The 22,099-nt window shown below is 66.6% G+C and carries 19 protein-coding genes and 1 other RNA gene; 8 read left to right on the top strand and 12 right to left on the bottom strand.

The window, feature by feature from the left end; genetic code table 11:
• Window positions 1-85: 85 nt before the first annotated feature.
• Window positions 86-1,240, top strand: a complete 1,155-nt coding sequence (ispG, locus tag E3N85_RS04705; RefSeq protein ID WP_174722462.1) for a flavodoxin-dependent (E)-4-hydroxy-3-methylbut-2-enyl-diphosphate synthase — start codon at window positions 86-88, stop codon at window positions 1,238-1,240.
• A gap of 35 nt (window positions 1,241-1,275) precedes the next feature.
• On the opposite strand, the gene E3N85_RS04700 is transcribed toward ispG, so the two are convergent.
• Entirely contained in the window at window positions 1,276-2,841 is a 1,566-nt protein-coding gene (locus E3N85_RS04700; protein WP_166783856.1) for an HNH endonuclease signature motif containing protein, read from the bottom strand.
• A gap of 363 nt (window positions 2,842-3,204) precedes the next feature.
• Between E3N85_RS04700 and E3N85_RS04695 the strand changes: the two genes are divergently transcribed.
• Window positions 3,205-4,089: a DMT family transporter gene (locus E3N85_RS04695; protein ID WP_241978305.1), complete on the top strand. Its 885-nt coding sequence runs from the start codon at window positions 3,205-3,207 to the stop codon at window positions 4,087-4,089.
• 152 nt (window positions 4,090-4,241) lie between these two features.
• Here the strand turns inward: E3N85_RS04695 and E3N85_RS04690 are convergent, their stop codons facing one another.
• Entirely contained in the window at window positions 4,242-4,679 is a 438-nt protein-coding gene (locus E3N85_RS04690) for a nitroreductase family deazaflavin-dependent oxidoreductase (protein ID WP_134460019.1), read from the bottom strand.
• A gap of 61 nt (window positions 4,680-4,740) precedes the next feature.
• Complete coding sequence (locus E3N85_RS04685) at window positions 4,741-6,081, bottom strand: MFS transporter (protein ID WP_134460016.1); 1,341 nt, start codon at window positions 6,079-6,081, stop codon at window positions 4,741-4,743.
• Between the two features lie 40 nt (window positions 6,082-6,121).
• Between E3N85_RS04685 and prfB the strand changes: the two genes are divergently transcribed.
• From prfB to ssrA, 5 genes are all read left to right on the top strand, one after another.
• Window positions 6,122-7,234 carry a peptide chain release factor 2 gene (prfB, locus tag E3N85_RS04680; protein WP_134460013.1) on the top strand — a complete coding sequence of 371 codons (1,113 nt, stop codon included), beginning with the start codon at window positions 6,122-6,124 and terminating at the stop codon, window positions 7,232-7,234.
• Window positions 7,235-7,309: 75 nt separating this feature from the next.
• Window positions 7,310-8,413 (top strand): cell division ATP-binding protein FtsE, encoded by a 1,104-nt coding sequence (gene ftsE, locus E3N85_RS04675; RefSeq protein WP_134460010.1) that lies wholly within the window; start codon window positions 7,310-7,312, stop codon window positions 8,411-8,413.
• Window positions 8,410-9,324, top strand: coding sequence for a permease-like cell division protein FtsX (ftsX, locus tag E3N85_RS04670; protein ID WP_134460007.1), 915 nt, complete (start codon window positions 8,410-8,412; stop codon window positions 9,322-9,324). The genes ftsE and ftsX overlap by 4 nt, the downstream gene beginning before the upstream one ends.
• A gap of 125 nt (window positions 9,325-9,449) precedes the next feature.
• Window positions 9,450-9,926 carry an SsrA-binding protein SmpB gene (gene smpB, locus E3N85_RS04665; RefSeq protein ID WP_134460004.1) on the top strand — a complete coding sequence of 159 codons (477 nt, stop codon included), beginning with the start codon at window positions 9,450-9,452 and terminating at the stop codon, window positions 9,924-9,926.
• A 127-nt stretch (window positions 9,927-10,053) separates the two neighbouring features.
• Window positions 10,054-10,428: a transfer-messenger RNA gene (gene ssrA / locus E3N85_RS04660) on the top strand.
• Window positions 10,429-10,507: 79 nt separating this feature from the next.
• Here the strand turns inward: ssrA and E3N85_RS04655 are convergent.
• From E3N85_RS04655 to E3N85_RS04615, 9 genes are read right to left on the bottom strand one after another with little or no spacing between them, the layout of a single operon-like run.
• Window positions 10,508-11,239 (bottom strand): PIG-L family deacetylase, encoded by a 732-nt coding sequence (locus tag E3N85_RS04655; RefSeq protein WP_134460001.1) that lies wholly within the window; start codon window positions 11,237-11,239, stop codon window positions 10,508-10,510.
• Window positions 11,236-12,420: an XdhC family protein gene (locus E3N85_RS04650; RefSeq protein ID WP_134459998.1), complete on the bottom strand. Its 1,185-nt coding sequence runs from the start codon at window positions 12,418-12,420 to the stop codon at window positions 11,236-11,238. The genes E3N85_RS04655 and E3N85_RS04650 overlap by 4 nt, the downstream gene beginning before the upstream one ends.
• A 24-nt stretch (window positions 12,421-12,444) precedes the next feature.
• Window positions 12,445-13,227: an SRPBCC family protein gene (locus E3N85_RS04645; protein WP_134459995.1), complete on the bottom strand. Its 783-nt coding sequence runs from the start codon at window positions 13,225-13,227 to the stop codon at window positions 12,445-12,447.
• Window positions 13,227-14,483: a VWA domain-containing protein gene (locus E3N85_RS04640; protein ID WP_134459992.1), complete on the bottom strand. Its 1,257-nt coding sequence runs from the start codon at window positions 14,481-14,483 to the stop codon at window positions 13,227-13,229. Before E3N85_RS04640 ends, E3N85_RS04645 begins: the two co-directional genes overlap by 1 nt.
• The gene (locus E3N85_RS04635; RefSeq protein WP_134460723.1) at window positions 14,476-15,372 is read right to left on the bottom strand and encodes a MoxR family ATPase; all 897 of its coding nucleotides are present in this window, start codon (window positions 15,370-15,372) and stop codon (window positions 14,476-14,478) included. Before E3N85_RS04635 ends, E3N85_RS04640 begins: the two co-directional genes overlap by 8 nt.
• Window positions 15,373-15,420: 48 nt before the next feature.
• Entirely contained in the window at window positions 15,421-16,335 is a 915-nt protein-coding gene (locus E3N85_RS04630) for an XdhC family protein (protein WP_134459989.1), read from the bottom strand.
• A gap of 1 nt (window position 16,336) precedes the next feature.
• Entirely contained in the window at window positions 16,337-18,730 is a 2,394-nt protein-coding gene (locus E3N85_RS04625) for an aerobic carbon-monoxide dehydrogenase large subunit (RefSeq protein ID WP_134459985.1), read from the bottom strand.
• Window positions 18,727-19,242 (bottom strand): (2Fe-2S)-binding protein, encoded by a 516-nt coding sequence (locus E3N85_RS04620; protein WP_134459983.1) that lies wholly within the window; start codon window positions 19,240-19,242, stop codon window positions 18,727-18,729. Before E3N85_RS04620 ends, E3N85_RS04625 begins: the two co-directional genes overlap by 4 nt.
• Window positions 19,243-19,247: 5 nt before the next feature.
• The gene (locus tag E3N85_RS04615; RefSeq protein WP_134459980.1) at window positions 19,248-20,144 is read right to left on the bottom strand and encodes a xanthine dehydrogenase family protein subunit M; all 897 of its coding nucleotides are present in this window, start codon (window positions 20,142-20,144) and stop codon (window positions 19,248-19,250) included.
• Window positions 20,145-20,366: 222 nt separating this feature from the next.
• On the opposite strand from E3N85_RS04615, the gene E3N85_RS04610 reads away from it, so the two are divergent.
• The gene (locus E3N85_RS04610; RefSeq protein WP_241978303.1) at window positions 20,367-22,064 is read left to right on the top strand and encodes a SulP family inorganic anion transporter; all 1,698 of its coding nucleotides are present in this window, start codon (window positions 20,367-20,369) and stop codon (window positions 22,062-22,064) included.
• Window positions 22,065-22,099: the final 35 nt, after the last annotated feature.

Below are 22,099 nucleotides of genomic sequence, written 5' to 3'. Positions count from 1 at the left end.
AGAGCGTGATGCCGCTCGTCTTGCTGCGGCGCTGAATCGGGGCGACATTCAGCTTGGTGCACGCTACGACAACTAAGCTAGGTAAGTGGCTGCAATCAACTTGGGGATGCCCAAAGTACCTGAGGTACTCGCTCCCAGACGTAAATCCCGTCAGATCAAGGTCGGAAAGGTCTTGGTCGGTGGCAATGCTCAGGTGAGCGTGCAATCAATGACGACGACTCCGACGACGAACATCAATGCGACGCTCCAGCAGATCGCAGAGCTCACGGCGACCGGCTGCGACATCGTGCGCGTCGCGGTACCCACGCGCGATGACGCCGAAGCCCTGCCGATCATCGCGAAGAAGAGTCAGATTCCGGTCATCGCGGACATTCACTTTCAGCCGAACTATGTCTTCGCCGCGATCGACGCGGGCTGCGCCGCCGTGCGAGTGAACCCCGGCAACATCCGCAAGTTCGACGACCAGGTCGGCAAGATTGCTGCCGCGGCGAAGGCCGCTGGCGTGAGCCTGCGCATCGGCGTCAACGCCGGCTCGCTCGAGCCGAGCCTCATGCAGAAGTACGGCAAGGCCACCCCCGAGGCGCTGGTGGAGAGCGCCGTCTGGGAGGCGAGCCTGTTCGAAGAGCACGACTTTCACGACTTCAAGATCTCGGTCAAGCACAACGACCCGGTGATCATGGTCAAGGCATACCGGCTGCTCGCCGAACGCGGCGACTGGCCGTTGCACCTCGGTGTCACAGAGGCGGGCCCGAGCTTTCAGGGCACGATTAAGAGCGCCACGGCGTTTGGTCTTCTGCTCGGCGAGGGAATCGGAGACACCATTCGCGTGTCCCTGAGTGCCCCGCCGGTCGAGGAGATCAAGGTGGGTCTGCAGATTCTGCAGTCGCTGAACCTGCGCGAACGCAAGCTCGAGATCGTCTCTTGCCCGAGCTGCGGCCGGGCCCAAGTAGATGTCTACAAGCTCGCCAACGATGTCACCGACGGACTCGAGGGCATGACCGTGCCGCTGCGCGTCGCCGTCATGGGTTGCGTCGTCAACGGACCGGGCGAGGCTCGCGAGGCCGACCTTGGCGTCGCGAGCGGAAACGGCAGGGGCCAGATCTTCGTGCGCGGCGAGGTCATCAAGACCGTGCCCGAGTCCGAGATCGTAGCGACACTCATCGAAGAGGCTAACCGTCTCGCCGCCGAGATGCCCGCCGCAGCGCTCGGCAGCCCGACGGTGTCCGTCGGCGCAAAATAGCCGGCAGCAACTCCGCACGATCCGGCACACGCCTGTCAGGTGCGCCAGGGTGGTTCAGGCCGGCTGGTGCTGGTGCTGGTGCTGGTGCTGGTGTTGGCGCGGTGGGTGCGGGCGGGTCGCCAGGTTTGGGTCGGGTCCCAGATGAGTGGCCCGCGGATCTGGGGTCTTCCTCGGACCATGCGGATCTTCCATCCGGCGGTGTCGATGGTGTGGTGGTGGTACCAGCACAAAAGGGTGCCGTTACCAATGTTGGTGGGTCCGTTCTGCTGCCACGGGATAACGTGGTGCACTTCGCACCAGCGGGCCGGAATAGTGCAGCCGGGGATGACACAGCCTTCGTCGCGGGCGGCGATCGCCGCGCGTTGCCTGCGGGTGAAGCAGCGAAGTTTGTCGCCGAGGTTGAGGACGTTGCCGTTCTGGCCGAGCAGTACCTGTTGGTAGCCGCCGGCGCAGATGAGTTCACTCACGCGGCGGAAGCTGGTGGGGGCGTCGACGCCGTCGATCCAGCCGACACCGCGGCCCTGTTCAAGGTCGACGGCATTGATGTGCACCATCACGGTCGGGGCGGCGCCGCCCATGGTCGGGGTGTGTGGGGCGCGGGCGGCGGATTCGAAGATGGAGCGGAGGATGTCGGCGCGTTTCTCCCCACCGGTGCGACGGTCGCCACTGGTCTGATCAACACCGAAGCGGGTGTCGCCGCTGAACGGTTCGTCGCTGAACGGCTCCGCGCCGGTGCCGGTGCCGGTGCCAGCCGTGCCGTCGAGCAGTTCGGTTGGCAGAAACCTGGGTGTCGTCGACCGCGCCGACAGATACGTATCGAACAGGGTGTCCATGATGCCGCGGAGTTCGGGGGTGACGTCGGCGCGCAGCGGGTAGAGCCCATTGCGGAGCAGCCCGAACGTGAGGGTGCTTGTCGCTTCGACGGCGTCGTCGTTGGGGGCGGTGCCGTCGGGGTCGAGGCGGCCCTGCCATTCCAGGGCTTGGGCCTGTAGCAGGTCGGGCGCGAAGCGGATCCCCGCGCCGGGTAGCCCGGCGGTCTCTGGGGTGATGGCGCCGGTCGCCGAGGCGACGAGGGCGCGTTCGACCCGGTCGAGGTCGTCTTGCCCGACCCGGCCGTGCAACGCGGTCAGGGTGGTGGCGATGATCTCGGCCGACTCGATGCCGAGGTCGCCGCTTTTGAGGCCGGCGGCGATGACCGGGTAGCGGGCCGGCACGGGCAGCCCGAGCGGGGTGCGTTCCACGGCGGTCTCACCCAGCTTGAGGCGGCGTTTGGCTTCGCGGGCGGAGATGCCGGCGAGGTGGCTGATGAAATCGACCCGGTTGCGGCATCCGTTCTTGTAGGCGAGCGACCCGGTACCGAGATCGGTTTCGGCACGCGCACCAATGTCGGTGGTGGCTCGAAGTCTGGCCCCATCAACCTTGCGGCCAAGAGATTCCAGGGCGACCAGCACCGCGATGGCCTCGGTGTCGCCGAGGTGACCAAACCGCACCCCATCCAACGCCCCAGCCAGAATCGCACCAGCCTGCGCAATCGCCGCCACCCGGGAAACCTCGGGTTCCGGCACAGAGCCGGCTGCGGCGGGCGGGGCGGTGAGGGTCATGGCGACGGTGCCTCCTTCACCCACAATTATAGCCCAAACCACACCTGAAAGCGAGCTAATCTCAGCACTATGCTGATAAAAATTCAGAAATATCTTCCAAACTGGCGGCAGCCCGCTTGAACCGCACATCGTCGCACTGACAATTTCAAAATTGGGGAGCGTACGGTCTGCGAGCACGTAGTCGAGATGGAAGCCTCCTGCCTCGTGGGGACTTCACGTTTTTTTCGGCAGTCGATACTCTGACCGGCGATTACCAGTTCGTGCCGCTGCAGTAGACGTTCGCGCGTGCGCGCAGGCAGTCTGAGAGCGGATGCCCGAAGCGGTACTGTCGGTAGGTGCCCGGACGGCGCCGACAGGAGCACCGTGCGTATCAACCGGGACCAATTGAGCGGGATGGGAGCCCAGCTCGCCACCGAAGTCAGCATCAACTTCGGGTCGTCAGTGGCTGGCCTGCTCATCCCGGTGATCGGTGCGCCCGTCGTCGTCGCGGCCCGCCAGATTGTCATGGTTCTCGTCGTGCTGCCGCTGGCCCGTCCTCAGCTGAAAAAGATGACCTGGGGCCGAATCTGGCCTCCGTTGGCCCTCGGGGTCGTACTCGCCGTCATGAACCTCAACTTTTATCAAGCCGTCAGCATGATCGGACTCGGCGTGGCGGCGACGATCGAATTTCTCGGACCGTTCGTCCTCGCCCTCGTGACCAGCCGCCGCCTTCTCGACTTTGTGTGCGCCGCGGCCGCCGCCGGGGGAGTGTTTCTGCTGACCTGGTCGGACGGCACCCTCGATGTGCTCGGCATTGTGCTCGCGCTCACCGCGGCCGCCTCCTGGTTTTGCTACATTCTGCTGACTCGCCGGGTGGCGACCCAATTCCCCGGCCTCGAAGGCATTTCGATCGCGAGTCTGGTGAGCCTCGTGATCGTGGTTCCGATTGCCGTATTCACGCTCGATCTGTCGGCGTTCACCTGGGGCATCGTCGGATTGCTCCTGCTCGTCGGCGTCGTCTCCTCCGCCTTTCCCTACACGCTCGACACCTTTATTCTGCGTCGGATCAGCCCGCGTTTGTACGCGATCATCACGAGTTTCGGCCCGGTGATCGCGGCCGGTTTCGGTGCGCTCGTGCTCGGCGAGTCCTTTACCGCGCTGCAGCAGATTGCCATCGTCGTCGTGTGCGTGGCGGCAGGGGCGGCGATCGCGACCCAGCGTGACCGGCCTACCTCCGACCTCGAGCTGACCGCGACCGCCATTCCCTGAAGCCGGGCGAATCTCGCAGCCAGCCCCGGGCATCCGCTCCGGGAGAGAGAGGGTCACTCGACGCGCAGGGTGAGGTGGGCGGCGAGCAGCGGGGCGAATAGGTTGAACCTGGTGCCGCTCGACGCTGGGCGGGTGCGTGTTTTACGCCACCCTCAGGCGAGCGGTTCGAGCACGAAGACGGGTATCTCGCGGTCCGTCTTGGTCTGGTACTCGGCGTAGTCGGGGAACGCCGCCACGGCGCGCTTCCACCAGGTGGCCTTTTCGTCGCCGGTGACCTCGCGGGCGCGCATATCCCACTTCTGCGTGCCGTCCTGCAACTCAACCTCGGGATGCGCCACGACATTCGCGTACCAGACCGGATTCTTGGGGCTGCCGCCGAGCGAGGCCACAGCCGCGTACTGACCGGCATGCTCGACCCGCATGAGCGGCGCCTTGCGCAGCTTGCCGGACTTCACGCCGAGCGTCGTCAGTACGATGACGGGCATTCCGCGCAGGGTTGTGCCCTCGGTGCCACCGGACTTCTCGTACTGGTCGACCTGGTCGCGCACCCACTGGGCGGTGCTTGGCTCGTATTCTCCGATGAGAGGCATACCCACATCAACCACGATGGATGCGGGATCATTCCGCGCCCGTCGGCCGCACGGTTGCGCTCTAGAGCAGGTGGCGTGGCCGATGGGGGGCGAACCGGGGAATGTAGCGGCGCAACAGCACGGCTCCGACCAAGCCGAACACCCCCATGATGCCGCTTGCGATCGAGAGTGAGGCGAGGGCGGTGATGCCGGCCAGGGCGAGCGGCGCGGCGGCGCTGCCGAAGTCGGCGGTGAATCGCCAGGCGCCGAGAAACGGCGCCGGATACCGCTGCGGCGCGAGGTCTGCGCCCAGCGTCATGAGCAGGCCGCTGCCGATGCCGTTGGCGAGGGACAGAAACATCGCGACGCCGATGAACCAGCCGACGTTGCTCGGCAGATCGTGCGTGAACGCGAGCGCGACGTGGCCGAGGCCGAGGCCGATCATCGAGGGTACCGCGCTCCAGATACGACCGAAGCGATCCATGATCTGACCGCTGGCGTAGAACAACAGGAAGTCAATGCCGCCGGCGATACCGATGATGAGGGCCGTTTCGGGCGCACTGATGCCGATGCTGACCGCCCAGAGGGGCAGCATGACGGTTCGGCTGGCGCGCATCGCGCCCACGAGGGCGGCACCGGAGCCGAGTCGCACGAGTACACCGCGGTGGCTGCGGATGGTCTGAAAGAGGCCCTGTGCGGCGAGTGCTGCGGCATCCGCTTCGGCAGCCCTGGTCGGTGCAACGCCGGCGGGTGCAACGTCGGCAGGTGCAACGCCGGCAGGTGCAACGTCGGCAGGTCTAGCGGGTGCTGCCCGCTCCGGCACAGCGCTTTCCGGCGCGTCGAGGCCACGGGCGGGGTCCGGGAGGATCAACAGCAGCGTGATCGCGAATACGCAGCACACGATGAATACCCAGAACGCCGCCTGGGTGCTGCCGGTGAGGTGGATGAGCGCGGCGGACAGGAACGGCCCCACACACCAGCCGGCCCGAAACACGCCGCCGAGTGTCGACAGTGCGCGGGCCCGGTAGACGAGGGGCACATAACTGGTCATGAAGGCGTGCCGGGCCAGGGCGAACACGGCCGTCGCAATGCCGATCAGAAAGATTCCCAGGCCGAGTATGAGCGGGTTGGGTGCCGCGAGGCAGATGATCACGGCACCGACGGTGATGACGGATGCCCAGATCATCGAGTTGCGTTCGCCGATGCGGGAGACGACCCAGCCGCTGGGAATGTCGCCGACGAGTTCGCCGAGCATGATCATGGCGGCGATCACCCCGGCGATGGCGAGCGTGGCGCCCAGGTCATTGGCGACCAGTGGAATGAGCGGAATTATCGCGCCCTCACCGACGGAAAACAACAAGGTGGGCAGAAAAGCCGTCAGGGCGATCGCACGCAGGTTGAGGGGGCGCTGGGCATTGCTCATCAGAGACGATGCTACGCCAGCCCGGTAGGCTGAACAGAACATGATTGACTTGGATTTCTCAGTACAGATCGCCGCGCTGCGGACCACGTTTGGCGACATCCGTTCGGTGATCGACATTGATCGACTGCGCGCGGACATCGACGACCTGAGTGGCGAGGCCGGTATGCCCGATTTGTGGGACAACACCGAGCACGCGCAGAAGGTGACGAGCGACCTCAGCCATCGGCAGTCGCAACTGGCGCGTATTGAGAGCATCACGACGCGCCTCGACGACCTCGAGATGCTCGTCGACATGGCCAACGACGGCCAGGGCGATCAGGAACTGGCCGATGAGGCAGCGCTCGAGCTAGCGAGCCTGCAGAAGCTCCTCGGCGAACTCGAGGTGCAAACGTTGCTCAACGGCGAATTCGACGAACGCAACGCCGTCATCACCATTCGCGCCGGCGCCGGGGGAGTGGATGCGGCCGACTTCGCCGAAATGCTCCTGCGCATGTATCTGCGGTATGCGGAGCAGCACAACTGGCGCACGAGCGTGCTCGACATCAGCTACGCCGAAGAAGCCGGCATCAAGAGCGCAACCTTCGAAGTCGACGCTTCCTACGCCTTCGGCACGCTCAGCGTCGAGGCCGGTACGCACCGCCTGGTGCGCATGAGCCCGTTCAACTCGGCCGGCAAACGCCAGACCTCGTTCGCCGCGGTCGAGGTGGTTCCGCTGATCGAGCAGACCGAATCGATCGAGGTGCCCGACGGCGATATTCGCGTCGACGTGTTCCGGTCGAGCGGTCCCGGCGGCCAGTCCGTCAACACGACCGACTCGGCCGTGCGCATCACCCACTTGCCCACCGGCACCGTCGTGAGCTGCCAGAACGAGAAGAGCCAGATTCAGAACCGCGCGGCCGCCATGCGCGTATTGCAGTCGCGACTGTTGGTGCTGGAGCGCGAGAAAGAAGCGGCCACCAAGAAAGAACTCGCCGGCAACATCACCGCAAGCTGGGGTGATCAGATGCGCAGCTACGTGCTCGCGCCGTACCAAATGGTCAAGGACCTGCGCACCGAGTATGAGGTGAACAACCCCAGCAACGTCTTCGACGGTGACCTGGACGGATTCATCTCGGCCGGCATCCGCTGGCGCAAAAAGGCACCCGAAGACTAGAGGCATGCTGAGGCTTGGCCCAACGGGTATGTCGCTGTTGGGAAAACGCCCCTGGTTGCCTAGGCTCTAAGAGCTATGATCCGTTTTGATCACATAACCAAGAAGTACCCCGGCACCACTCGGCCGGCACTGAACTCGATCGACGTCGAGATTTTGCGAGGCGAATTCGTCTTTCTGGTCGGCGCCTCCGGATCGGGAAAATCGAGCTGCCTACGGCTCGTGCTCAAGGAGGAGAAGCCGACCAGTGGCAGCATTCACGTGCTCGGCCAGGACCTGAGGTCGATCTCGAACCGCAAGGTTCCTTACTTTCGTCGCAACATGGGCGTCGTCTTTCAAGACTTTCGTCTGCTGCCGAACAAGACCGTCTTCGACAACGTCGCCTTCAGCCTGCAGGTCATCGGCAAGAGCCGCGGTTTCATCCAGGAAGCCGTGCCGGACACGCTCAAGATGGTCGGCTTGGCCGAAAAATCCCAGCGCCTCCCGCACGAACTCTCCGGTGGAGAGCAGCAGCGGGTGGCTATTGCCCGCGCCATCGTGAACAAGCCACAGATTCTGCTGGCCGACGAGCCAACCGGAAACCTCGACCCCACCACGAGCGCCGAGATCATGTCGCTGCTCGCGAGCATCAATGCCAGTGGCACCACCGTCATCATGGCCACCCATGAAGCTGGCATCGTCGACCAGATGCAGCGCCGCGTGATCGAGCTCGTTCACGGCGAGATCGTGCGAGACGAGCGCCAGGGCGGCTACGCCACGGCATCCATCCCGACCATTCTGCCGGCGCCCACAACGGATGCCCCCGCCAGCGAGCCGGCGCCCGTCGCAGCGGTCTACGCCCGGCCCGCAGCTGCACTCAAACCGGCGCTGACGCACCCGTCGGCCCCGGTTCCCGAGACCTCCCTATCCTTGCATCAGGCGGCGGCTGCCGCGGTGGCCGCTGCCGCCTCGCCGGTTTCCTCGCCGGTTTCCAGGCCGGAGCCCGCTGCCCCGGCCCCGGTCGTCGTGCCGCCGACCGAGGACGCCCCGCACACGCCGGTACCGCCGATGACACGGCCGGTTCTGCCGGTTGCCCAGGACGATGAACCCGAGCAGCTCACTCTCGCCGAGAAGCTCGGCCTGCGCGCGCCGGGGGAGAAACCCGACCAAACCGGCGAGCAGAACGTGGGGCCGACCCGATGAGGCTCGGTCTGGTGTTCTCTGAGGCCGCCAACGGTCTGCGGCGCAACGCCTCGATGGTCGTCTCCGTCGTGCTCGTGACGTTCATCTCGCTGACCTTTGTCGGCGCGGCCATTCTGATGCAGATGCAGATCGGCCAGATGAAGAACTTCTGGTACGACAAGGCGCAGGTCGGCATCTACATGTGCTCCGATATATCCCCGGGCGAAACCTGCACCGGCGGCGACGCCTCACCGGAGCAGATCGCCGCGGTGGAGGCGCAACTCAAATCGCCCACCCTCGCGCCGTTCGTTGACAACTACTACTTCGAGACGCACGAGCAGGCCTTTGAGAACTTCAAGAAGCAGTTTGCGGGCAACCCGGTCGCCGACTATGTCACGGCCGAGCAGCTCAACCAGACGTTCTGGGTGAACCTGAAGGATCCGTCCCAATCCGCGGTACTGGTGGAGAGCCTGTCGGGAGTCGCCGGCGTTGAAAATGTCGCTGACCAGCGTAAATATCTCGACCAGATCTTCTCCGTGCTCAACGTCGCAAGCTACACCGCCATCGGCATCGCCGGGTTGATGCTGATAGCGGCGGCCCTGCTGATTGCCACGACCATCCGTTTGTCGGCGTTCTCGAGACGCCGGGAACTGGGCATCATGCGGTTGGTCGGCGCGAGCAACCGGTTTATTCAGACGCCGTTCATTTTGGAGGGTGTCTTCGCGGCGTTGCTCGGTTCGCTGCTGGCTGGCGGCGCGATCCTGGCGCTCGTGTACTTCTTCGTGCAGGGCTATCTCGGCGCGCGGCTGACCGGCTTCGCCCTGGTCGGCATGGATGATGCGCTCGTGGTGGTGCCCATCCTGCTCGTCGTCGGTGCGGTGCTGGCGGCGTTCTCGGCGAACTTCGCGATCACCCGCTACCTCAAGGTCTAACCCTCAAGCGGATGCCGGGGGGCCAGCCGGCCCTCGGTTCCGCTAGACTGGTGGGCTGCTGAGCAGGCCGTGTGCCCGCTCGACCGGCGGCATCCGCTGGAAGAAACGAAGGGAGGTGAGGCAACATGCCCAGGGAACGTGGCGAAAAGGTCGTAGCGACCAATCGCAAGGCCCGACATGACTACCTCATCAGTGACACTTACGAGGCCGGGATAGTCTTGAGCGGCACCGAGGTCAAATCTCTGCGCGCCGGCCGGGCTACCCTGGTCGACGGTTATGCCTTCATCGAAGGCGGCGAAGCCTGGCTGGATGCGGTGCACATTCCGGAGTATTCCGGTGGGTCGTGGACCAATCACCCGCCGCGCCGCAAGCGCAAACTCCTTCTACACAAGAAAGAGATCGTGAAGATCAGCCATAAAACCAAAGAGGGCGGCTTCACGCTCATTCCGCTGCGCATCTATTTTGCGGACGGCCGAGCCAAAGTGGAGATCGCCGTGGCCAAGGGCAAGAAAGAATACGACAAACGCCAGACGTTGCGGGAACGCACCGACAAGCGGGAGTCCGACCGTGCCATGTCGGCGCAGCGACACCTCGGCGACTAGCCAGCTGTGCGCTTCTGTTGGGGGCGCTTCTGGTGTAGTATGGAGGGCTGCACCGAAAGGTGCCGTTTGGTAACTCAACAGCGTGTGACACGAACCCATCGCGAGCCCGTCGGTTCGCTATGTGTATGGGGATGATCGGTTTCGACACTGTTTGCGCAATTGTGAGAAGCGGGTCGAGGATGCAGGGTTATCTCGTAAACGATCTCTGCAAAACAATAAGTGCCAAATCAAACCGCACTGACTTCGCTCTCGCTGCCTAAGCGAAAGCACTAACGAAGTCCGCCAGACCGGGAATGCTCTCTACCCGGATCCTGACGCCATTTAGAGAGCTTGCTTCTACGCTGAGCCACGGGGCATAGAGGGACTTAAACGAAGGCTGGGCCTGTCGGAGTAGATGCCAGCGGCAAATTCCGGGGCCGAGAAAGCGACTTCACTGGATACACCCGTAGAAGGCATATGACCACAGCAGTGGACCGGGGTTCAATTCCCCGCATCTCCACCATCGGTTCTGTCACACGCTGTTTTGACCAAATCAGGCCGCCCGCTGGGCGGCCTGATTTGATTTAAGCGCGATTCGCCGGTCAGAGCAGGCGCAGGCCGATCGCGGTGCGGATGGGGTCGCGCTGGCCGCCGGAGTGCACGACATCGTCTCCGTCGACACTGAGCTGACTGGCATGAAAGCGCAGGGCCGCCACGACGGTCTCGCGCTCGGCGTCGAGGTCGAACCACTCCGCATCCGCGGCACAAGCACCGAGAATTTCCGCGTAGGGGATCGTGAGCGCTCGGCTGGCGCCGAGCGCGGCGTCGTGCACGCGCACGTGGTCGGGATGCCCGTAACCGCCAATGGCGTCGTAGCTGATGACGAGGCTCGGTCGCACGTACCGCAGCACGGCCACGAGGTCGTTGATGACCTCGGCGAGCGGCGCGCGAGCGAGCGCATCCGCTTCGGAATCTGCGGCCGGACCGGCCAGGCCGGGGCGGATCCACTCCATGCCGGAGTCCCGGTAGCGGCGCGCGGGCAGCCCGGGCGCGCGGGCTGGTATTTCACCGAGCCAGAAGCCCTCGTCGACGCCGAGGGCGCGGGCGGCGCGCTCGAGTTCCCGCTCGCGCTCCTCGGCCAGGGCGGGGGTTCCGGCGAGCACTGAGAGCGGCCCGGCGACGACCTCTCCGCGCTCACCGCGCGTCGCCGTGACCAGGCTGACCCGGATGCCGCGGCTTGCGAGATACGCGATGAGGCCGCCAGTGCTGATGGTCTCGTCGTCGGGGTGCGCGTGCACGAACAGCACGGAGGTGACGGAGTCCAGCAGACTCATGCCTCGATCAACTTCTGGCCGCCAGGGGCTGATTGATCGGCCGGCGGGTCGGGGTCGACGAGGTCGTCGTGGTGGATGGAATCGATTAGAGTGTGCAACGGCTTCCCGCTGCCGCCCCACTGCAGCGAGATGATCTCGGCGGCGATCGAGACCGCGGTCTCCTCGGGTGTGCGGGAGCCGAGGTCGAGCCCGATCGGGCTGCGTAGCCGCGCCAGCTCGGCATCGGTCACCCCTGCCGCGCGCAGGCGCTCGAGGCGGTCGAGATGGGTGCGGCGTGACCCCATAGCGCCGATATACGCCACGGGCGGGCCGTGCAGGGCCGCTGCGAGCAGGGGAACGTCGAATTTGGGGTCATGGGTGAGCACGCAGATGACCGTGCGGGGGTCGATGAGCCCGCCGGCGATCTGCTCGCGCAGGTAGCGGTCGGGCCAGCTCACCACGACCTCGTCGACGCCGGGAAACCGGGCGGCGGTCGCGAAGACGCTGCGCGCATCGCAGACCGTGACCCGGTAGCCGAGAAAGATGCCGAGCCGGGCGAGGGCGGTGGCGAAATCGATCGCCCCGAAGACCAGCAGACGGGGCCGCGGTGCGTAGCTCGCGAAGAACACCCGCATGCCCTCGCCCCGACGCTCGCCGTCTGGGCCGTAGGTGAGGGTGGCGTTGCGGCCGGCAGCGAGCAAACCCTGGGTATCGTCGCCGATGGCGTGGTTGGCGCGGTTCGAGCCCAGGTCGCCTTCGAATCCGTGCGGCCGCACTACGAGGTGGCGGCCGATCCAGCCGGCATCCGGATGCTCGATCACCGTGGCGACGCCCACCGGCAGGCCGGCATCGACGTCATCATGCACCCCCTCGAGCAGGGCAAAGGTGTTGCGGGAGACGGGCTCGACGAAAACGTCGAGGATGCCGCCGCAGGTGAGCCCGACGGCGAACGCATCGTCGTCGCTGATGCCGTATCGCACGAGCACGGGCACGCCGTCCTCGGCCACCTGCGTGGCGAGCTCGTAGACGGCGCCCTCGACGCAACCGCCCGAGACCGAGCCGGCCACGGTGCCATCGGCACTGACCAGCATGGAGGCGCCGGGCGGGCGCGGCGCGGACTGAAAGGTTCGCACGACCGTGGCGAGGCCCGCCGTGGCGCCATTCTGCCAGCCCGTGAAGAGGGTATCCAGAACTTCACGCATGTCGGTATCCCTTCGGTCGGTGGGTCAGCGGCCGGACGCGCGCCGACCAATTCGGTATGCGATAAACGCTACCGTGGCCAGCAGACCCAGGAGTTTCACCGGGTCACTGAGCTGGTCGGTGATGACGCCCCTGACCAGGGTCATCGCATCGAGGCTCGGCGCGGCGCTAGGTACAGACCGGTGCGGCGGCAGGGTCGCCCGCGCCGGGGCATCCGCCGTAACGTGGGGGAGCCTGCCGGCGGCCGGGGCGTCCCCGGGCGGAACGTCGGTCAGATCAGCGACCGCCCGCGGGGAGGCCTGGGCGATGGCAGTCGGGTCGTCGACGTGCTCGCCGACGCCGGCCACAGCACCAGAGCCGTCATCGCCTGTGATCAAATCTTGCAGGTTGCCGGCGAACAGGGCCATCATCTGTTCGGTGACGCTGCTGATGACGCCCTTGCCCATGGCAGCCGCCTTACCCGACAGCGACAGGTCGGCGCTGACCGTGCCCCGGGTGACGCCGTCGGTTTCGACCAGTACGAGCGTGACCGTGGCCTGGGCAGTGCCCTGCCCGCGGGTCTCCTGCGCCTTGCCGGAGAAGACAGCGCGGAGGCCCTCGACGTCGCGTTCGTCGACGTTCATCTGGCCGCGGTACTGCATGGTCACCGGGCCGAGCTTGACCTTCATGCCGACCTGGTAGTTGTCGTCGGAGAGCTTGTTCAGAATCTGCGCGCCCGGTACACAGCCGGCGACGCGTTCGAAGTCCATCAGGGTGTTCCACACCGTGTCGACGGGGGCGATGACGGTGAAGGTACTGTCGAGTTGCATCAGGGTGTCCTCTGCTGGATGGTTACGGATGGTCGAGCGGATGCCGACGGGTCGCCGCGAATGGCGGTCGCCACCTCGAGGAGGGCCGTGTAGCTGTGCCCGCTGACAAACGCGTCGCAGTAGGGCAGGGCGGCGGCCATGCCGCCGACGAGCGGCCGGTAGCCGGCGGCGGCTTTGCGCGGATTCACCCAGACAATGCGATGCGCGAGCCGGCGCAGTCGTGCCATCTGGGCGTCGACGTCGGCCGGGTCGTCCTGTGCCCATCCGTCGGAGAACAGCACGATCACCGCGCCGCGAGCCAGGCCGCGCCGCCCGAAGTCGTCGATGAACCGGCGGATGCTGGTCGCCAGCCGGGTGCCGCCGGCCCAGTCGGTCACGGTGGCGGATGCCTGCGCGAGCGCCTGGTCCGGGTCGCGTATGGCCAGCTGGCGGGTCAGCCGGGTGAGGCGCGTCGAGAACACGAACGCTTCGGCCCGGGCGCCGGACGCCGCACCCTGCAACAGCGACAGGAATACCCTCGTGTACGGTTCCATCGAGCCCGACACGTCGCAGAGTAGCACCAGCCGGCGCGGCTTCGGGCGGCGGCGGGCGTAGTGCAGGGTGATCGGGTCGCCGCCGGTGCCCTGCGCGGCCCGCACGGTGCGGGCCACATCGAGCCGGTCGCGGCTGTGCGGCGACGGATAGGTCCGGCGGCTCAGCCGTGTCGGCGTCGACAGGACGATGCGGGCGACGAGCCGGCGCAGGCGGGCCAGTTCCTCGGGGTCGAGGTCGGCGAACGCGATCTCGTGCAAGTGCTCGTCGCTCGAGGCCATGGCAAGGATCGCGTCGCGCTCGGGACCGTCGCCGTCGCCCGAGTCGTCGAAACCGGGCAACGGAGCCGGCGGGCGAGCTTCTGGCTGCAACTGGGGGGCAGAGACCGGGCGGTTGGTTGGCGGGGCAGCTTTCGTGCGCATCTCGGAGCCGATCGCCGGGGGAGCGTTCGGGTCACCGCGTCCTTCGGCCGGGTCGAGCCGGCCGTCGAACACGGCGCTGAACACCGCGTCGAAGCGGGCAAGGTGCTGTTGCCGGGAGACGAACACGATCCGGCACGCCCAGTACAGGGCGGCCCGGTCGGTCGGCGGGACCAGCCGCAGCGCCTCGGCCAGTCGGGCCGCGCGGTCCGGCGACACCGGCAGACCGGCCCGGTGCAGGGCCGTGCTGAAGCCGGCGGCAAGGGCGGCCGCTTCGATCGGTCGATAAGGGCCGCGGTCATCCATGCGCGGCCTCCGCCACCCAGGCGCCGCCGCGGGCTGCAGCGAGATCCAGGTCGTCCCGGTTCTTGAGCACGGAGCCCCAGGTCTGCTCGACCGCGCGGCCGCTGATCTGCTCGATGCCGAGCACTCCGAGGGCGCTGACCCAGTCGATGGCCTCGGCGATACCCGGCGGCTTCACGAGGTCGAGCGATCGCAACCGGGTGATCGCCGCCGCGGCCTCGGTCGCGAGTGCCTGCGAGCTGCTCGGCACCCGGCGGCGCACAATCTGCGCGATCCGCTCCGGCCCCGGGTAGTCGATCCAGTGATACAGGCAGCGCCGGGTGAGGGCGTCGTGCAGGTCGCGGGTGCGATTGCTCGTCAGAATCACGATCGGCGGATGCTCCGCCGTGACGGTTCCGAGCTCGGGAATGGTGACGGCCGCCTCGGCCAGCAGCTCAAAGGTGAAGGCTTCGAATTCGGCGTCGGCCCGGTCGATCTCGTCGAGCAGCAGCACGGCCGGACGCGGACCGGCGTGTTCGATCGCCCTCAGCAGCGGGCGACGCAGCAGATAGTCGGGTCCGAACAGCTCCGTTTCAGCCAGTTCCACCCCGCGCGCTTCGGCCAGGCGAATGCCGAGCAGCTGCCGGGGGTAGTTCCACTCGTAGAGTGCCTCGCCAGCGCTGATTCCCTCGTAGCACTGCAATCGAAACAGTTCGGTATCGAGCAGCCGAGCGAGCGCCTTGGCGATCTCGGTCTTGCCCACCCCGGGTTCGCCCTCGAGCAGGAGCGGCTGCCGCATGCGCACGGCCAGGAATACGGCGGTCGCGAGGCCCTCATCGGCGAGGTAGTCCTCGGCATCGAGGGCACGCTGCAGCGCGCCGACGGACGGCACCAACTCGGGCACGGTCACCATCACCGGCACCGGCACCGGCACCGGCACCGGCACCGGGCAATCGGGCCCCTAGCGCGCGGTCGCATACTGCTCCGGATGTCCGAGAAACACCGTGCGGCAGCCCGCCGCGCAGAAGTACACGGTCGTGCCGTCGTGCTGCACCTGCAGCGACGAGGGCAGCGCGGCCACCGTCATGCCGCAGACAGGGTCGATCGCGATCGCTTCCACTGCCGTCGCCGTCTCAACCACCTCCGCGGCTTGCGGTTGCCCGTGTCCGGCCCGGTCCTGCACCAGCTGCGCGAAAATCGACACCGCGATCTCTCCGGGGGTGCGCGCCCCGAGGTCGAGGCCCGCCGGGCTGAACACACGCGCGCGCTGCTCGGGCGACACGTCGAGCGAGGCGAGCACGGCAGCGCCGCGCCTCGGGCTCGCCACGAGCGCCACATAGGGCACCCCGGCGGCGAGGGCGGCGAGCAGGGCTGGCTCCTCATCCCGGCCGTGCGAGGCGACGATCAGGGCGGCGTCGCCGACCTGCGGGGCGGCGGAGGCGCCATCCGTTTGGATGAGGTCGAAGCCGACGAGCGGTGCCAGGGCAGCAAGCGCCTCGGCATCGGGCGTCGAGCCGACGATGATCATTCGTGGCAGCGGAAGGCGCGGCTCAAGAAAAATCTCGATCGCCCCGCCGCTCACACACGGGTTGGAGACCTCGACCGCGCCGTCTCGCACGGTGCTAGACGGCACGCCGGCGACGACCTTGAGCAGCAGCGGCTGCCGGCTCGCGAGTACCTGCAGGCTGTACAGGCGAACGGATGCCTCCACGCACGTTCCTCCGACGAATCCCTCGATCTCGCCGGTCGCGCGAACGAGCGCCGTGTCGCCGGCGTGCGCGCTCGTCGGGCGCTGGGCGCGCACGACGGTCGCGTGCACGAACGCTTCGCGGCGATCGATGAGCTCTTGTGCGCGGGTCGGGTGGGCAACGGGCATGCTACACCGGCGGTCTCGTGCGGCCCTGCATGGCTTCCCACACCCGGGCGGGGGTGCAGGGCATATCCATGTGCACGACCCCGAACGGGGCGAGGGCATCGACGACGGCGTTGACGACGGCCGGCGGTGACCCGACCGTGGCAGACTCACCAACGCCCTTTGCTCCGATCGGGTGGTGCGGCGACGGGGTCACGGTGAAGCCGGTCTCCCAGTCGGGCACCTCCATGGCGGTGGGGATGAGGTAGTCCATGAACGAGCCGCCGAGGCAGTTGCCCTCGTCGTCGAACTCGATGATCTCCATGAGTGCCATGCCGACACCGTCGGTGAGGCCACCATGAATCTGGCCCTCGATGATCATCGGGTTGATGCGGGTGCCGCAGTCGTCGACGGCGATGAAGCAGCGCACCTTGACATGGCCGGTACCCGGGTCGACGTCGACGACGCAGATATAGGCGCCGAACGGAAAAGTGAGGTTGGGCGGATCGTAGGTGACCTCGGCGTCGAGATTGCCGTCGATACCCTCGGGCAGCGCGACCGTGCCGTGGGCGCCCATCGCGATCTCGGCCATGGTCTTGCCCACGCTCGGATCGCCTTTGACGAACCAGCGGCCCTTCTCCCACTCGAGGTCTTCCGGCCGGGTCTCGAGCATGGCCGCGGCGATGAACCGGGCCTTCTCCCGCACCTTGCGGGCGACGAGTGCCACGGCGGCGCCGCTGACCGGAGTGGACCGGCTGCCATAGGTGCCGAGGCCGAACGGCGTCTGGTCGGTGTCTCCGTGCACCACATCGATGTCTTCCGGCGGGATGCCGATCTCCTCCGCCACGATCTGCGCGAACGTCGTTTCGTGGCCCTGACCTTGGCTTTGCACCGAGATGCGCACGACGGCCTTGCCGGTGGGGTGGATGCGCAGTTCGGCGCCGTCCGCCATTCCGAGGCCGAGAATGTCCATGTCTTTGCGCGGGCCGGCACCTACCGTTTCGGTGAAGAACGAGATGCCGATGCCCATGAGCTCACCGCGTTCGCGTTTCTCTTTCTGTTCGCGGCGCAGTTCGTCGTAGCCGGCCATCTTCATCGACAGCCGCATGGTGGGTTCGTAATCGCCCGAGTCGTACTCCCAGCCGGTCTTGTTGGCGTAGGGAAACTGTTCCTTCTTGATGAAATTCTTCAGGCGCAACTCGGCTGGGTCCATGTCGAGCTTGCGGGCCAGGATGTCGACCATCCGCTCCACCAGATAGACCGCCTCGGTGACCCGGAAGGAACAGGCATAGGCCACCCCGCCCGGGGCCTTGTTGGTGTACACGCCGGTGACGGTGCAATACGCTGCCGCGAGGTCGTAGCTGCCGGTGAAGATGTGGAAGAACCCGGCCGGATATTTGGTGGGCTGGGCGGTGGCGTTGAACGCGCCGTGGTCGGCGAGTACATTGGTGCGCAGGGCCAGGATCTTGCCGTCCTTGGTCGCCGCGATCTCGCCCTGCATGATGTAGTCCCGGGCGAAGGAGGTGGACATGAGGTTCTCGGAGCGGTCCTCGACCCATTTCACCGGTTTGCCGGTGACGATGGAGCCGACGACGGCGAGGATATAGCCCGGGTAGATTCCGACCTTGTTACCGAATCCGCCGCCGATGTCGGGGGAGACCACCCGAATCTTGTGCTCGGGAATGCCGGAGACCATCGCGAACAGGGTGCGGTGGGCGTGCGGCGCCTGCGTCGTCTCGTACAAGGTGAGACGGCCGTCGATGGGGTCGAAGTCGGCGACGGCGCCGCAGGTTTCCATCGGCGCCGGGTGCACGCGCGGGTAGACGATCTCCTGCTTCACCACGACGTCGGCGCTCGCGAAGACGGCATCCGTTTCGGCTTTGTCGCCGGCTTCCCAGTCGAAGATGTGGTTGTCGGTGCGGCCCTCGAGGTCGTCGCGAATGACGGGAGCGTCCGGGTCCATCGCCTTGCGGGCGTCGACGACGGGCGGTAATACGTCGTACTCGACCTGGATCAGTTCGAGGGCATCTCGGGCGGCGTAGCGGTCTTCGGCGACGACGAAAGCGACCTCCTGGCCCTGGAAGCGCACCTTGTCGGTGACCAGCACGGCCTGCACGTCCATCGAGAGGGTCGGAGCCCAGGCGAGGCCGAGGGCCTGCAGGTCGGTGCCGGTGATCACGGCGAGTACCTTTGGGTGCGCGAGCGCCTCAGACGTATCGATCGAGACCAGCCGGGCGTGGGCGACGGGAGCGCGCAGAATGGCGCCGTGCAGCATGCCGGGCAGCACGATGTCGTCGACATAGCGGCCCTTACCGCGCACGAAACGCGGGTCTTCCTTGCGCTGCATGCGGCCATGGCCGATGGGCCGATCGTGGTCGCCGGCGGCCGGGTTTGACGGGCGGTCCTCGAGGATGGTCATGCGTGCACCTCGTGCTCGGTTGATTCGGACGTGGTCGTTTCTGGAGCCGCACCGGCGGGATGCTCGGCGGCCCACTGGATCGACCGCACAATGGTGGCGTAGCCGGTGCAGCGGCAGATCTGGCCTGAGATGGCCTCGCGAATCTCCAGCGGTTCCGGGTGCGGGTTGTGGTCGAGCAGGGCGCGGGCGGTGAGCATCATGCCGGGGGTGCAGAAACCGCACTGCAGGCCGTGCTCCTCCATGAAGCCCTGCTGCACCGGGTCGAGGGTGGCGCCATGGGCGAGTCCCTCCACGGTCGTGATCGTGTGTCCGTCGGCCATGGCGGCGAGCACGGTACACGATTTCACCGGTTGGCCGTCCATCAGTACCACGCAGGTGCCGCAATTGGTGGTGTCGCAGCCCCAGTGCGTCCCGGTGAGACGCAGGTCGTCGCGAATGAAGTGCACGAGCAACACGCGCGGTTCGATCTCGCGGGTGACGTCGGTGCCGTTTATGGTCATGCTGATCTGCATCGGGCTCAGCCTTCCTGGATTGTCACGTCTGGAACGGATGCCGCGGCGCGGCTGCACGCGACCCGCAGCACGCGGCGGGTCAGCTCGTCGGCGAGGTGCCGCTTGTAGTCGATCGGTCCGCGCTGATCGGCGAGGGGATCGCAGGCATCTGCAGCCAGCTGCCCGGCTTCGGCGAAGAGTTGTTCAGTGGGTACCTGACCGACGAGCACGGCTTCGACCTCGGTCACGTTGCGGTCGAGTCCGACCGCGGTGAGGCCGACGGTCGCCTTGCTGATCGTGCCGTCGGCGTCGAGCGTCACGCTCGCACCGGCCGCGGCGACAGCCCAGTCTCCGACGCGCCGTTCCACCTTCTCGTAGGCGCTGCCGGAACCGGCCCGAATGGGAACGCGCACCTCGATGAGTAGTTCGTTCTGGGCAACGGCCGTCTCGTAGGGGCCGCGGTGGAATTCGGCCATCGACAGCATCCGTTCGCCGGCCGGTCCGCGCACGACGGCCACCGCGTCAAGAACGTGGCACACCGTGGAGAGGTCTTCGGCCGGGTCGGCCTGGCAGAGGGAGCCGCCGATGGTGCCGCGGTTGCGCACGATCGGATCGGCGATGACGTGTTCGGCGTCGATGATGATGGGGAACAGACGCCACACGTCGTCGGATTCGAGCAGGGTCGTGTGCCGGGTCATCGCGCCGATGCGTAACACGGGGCCATCGACAAGCAAGTAATCCAGCTCGTACAGGTCGTTGATATCGATGAGCCAGTCCGGGCGGGCGAGGCGCAGCTTCATCATGGGAAGCAGGCTGTGTCCGCCGGCGACCACCCGGGATTCGGCCCCGTGGCGATCAAGCAGGGCGAGGGCATTGTCAACCGAACTGGCGCGAACGTAATCGAACGGAGCCGGAATCTGCACGGGCTTCTCCTCACGAAAGAAGGTTCCACGGCGCCGCGCATCGTTGCGCGACACTGTCGTGCCACAGCTTGCTCCCCGCTCCGTTGGCTGTCAACATCGTCCTAAGCGAAAGGTTATGTGCGTGTGCCCTCGCTGTTTATTTCGCGCGGCGCACGCACCAGCCAGGCACCGAGAGGGGTCCGGGAGAGGAACGACATGGCTGCGGCGTGGCTGCGGAGGTGGGTGCCGGGAATCGATAGGGCGCTCGGCTACCGGCGCGCCTGGCTACTGCCAGACCTGCGTGCGGGCGTCGTCCTGACCGCTCTACTTATACCGGTCGGCATCGGCTATGCCGAGGTGGCGGGGCTTCCGCCGGCATCGGGCCTGTACGCCACGATCATCCCCCTGGCCGCCTATGCCGTCTTCGGACCGTCGCGCATCCTCGTGCTCGGCCCCGATTCGGCACTGGCGCCGATCATCGCGGCCGCGATCGTGCCTCTCGCTCTCGGCGATGATGCACGCACGGTCGGCCTCGCCGGGCTCCTGGCCATCATGGTCGGAGTGATTCTCGCGCTTGGTGGCATTCTGCGCCTCGGGTTCGTGACCGACCTGCTCTCCAAACCTATCCGCGTTGGCTACCTCAACGCTCTCGCCGTGCTGGTCATCGTTTCGCAGTTGCCCACCCTTTTCGGCTTCTCCATCACAGCGGACTCGGCGCTGCGCGACGCGATCGGGATATTCGTCGGAATCGCCGGGGGTCAGGTCAACCTGACCGCGACGCTTTTCGGCCTCGGTTCGCTGGCCGTCATTGTCGTCCTGTCGTGGTGCAGAACCCGGATTCCGGGCGTGCTCGCGGCGGTCGTACTTGCGACGGCGGTGACCGCGGTCTTCGGGCTGCGGGATGCCCTGCCCGTCGTCGGTGCGCTGCCCCGGGGCCTCCCCGCACCCGCGCTCATTGGTGTGCAGTGGGCGGATGCGGCGGCTTTGGTGGCTCCGGCACTGGGCATCGCGCTCATCGCCTTCGCCGACACCGCCGTGCTTTCGCGATCGTTTGCTGCCCGCGGCGGAGAGAATGTCAACGGCAGCCAGGAGATGAGGGCGATCGGCGCGTCGAACATCGCGAGCGGACTGCTTGGTGGATTCCCCGTCTCGGCGTCGTCCTCGCGCACCCCCGTCGCCGAGAAGGCGGGGGCTCGCTCCCAGCTCACCGGAGTCGTCGGCGCCGCCCTCGTTCTGGCCTTCATGCTATTCGCGCCCGGCCTCACGGATTTCCTGCCCTCGGCGGCGATCGCCGCGGTCGTCATCGTCGCCGCTGCCGGGCTCGTCGATGTGAAAGGGTTCATCGCGCTCGTGCGCATGAACAAAGTCGATGCCACGCTCTCGCTCGCGGCCTTTCTCGGGGTGCTGGTGGTCGGCGTGATCGAGGGTATCGTCGTGGCAATCATTCTCTCGCTCGGCGCATTCGTCAGCCAGGCCTGGCAACCATATCGGGCCGAACTCGGCCGGATCCGCGGTCTTCGCGGCTACCACGACCTGTCGCGGCATCCCGAGGGCGAACGCCTACCCGGCATCGTCATCGTTCGTTTCGACGCGCCGCTCTTCTTCGCCAACGGGGGGATCTTCGACGACTATGTGCGGGCCACGGTCGCGGCAGCCGGTAGCGGGGTACACACGGTCATCCTCGCGGCGGAGCCCATCACCGACATCGACACGACCGCCGTGGAGGAACTGCTCGAACTCGACGATTTCCTGGTTTCCCGCGGCATCACGCTCGTCTTTGCCGAGATGAAAGGCCCGGTGAAAGATCACCTGCGTGACTACGGATTGAGCGGGCGGTTTCCTCCCGAGCGGTTCGCGGGCACTGTCGGAGAGGCTGTCGATGAGGCCACCGGAACGCTGCGCGGCGACCTCGACGGGACCCAGTGGGACACGGACGCCTGACGAGGCCGGAGTGACCGGCGCCGCGCATCGGTGCG

Source organism: Cryobacterium sp. Hz9, from assembly GCF_004402825.1.
Classification (GTDB): Bacteria; Actinomycetota; Actinomycetes; order Actinomycetales; family Microbacteriaceae; genus Cryobacterium; species Cryobacterium gelidum.
The sequence above is the reverse complement of the archived record's forward strand: the minus strand, read 5'-3'. Positions and strand labels throughout refer to the sequence as shown.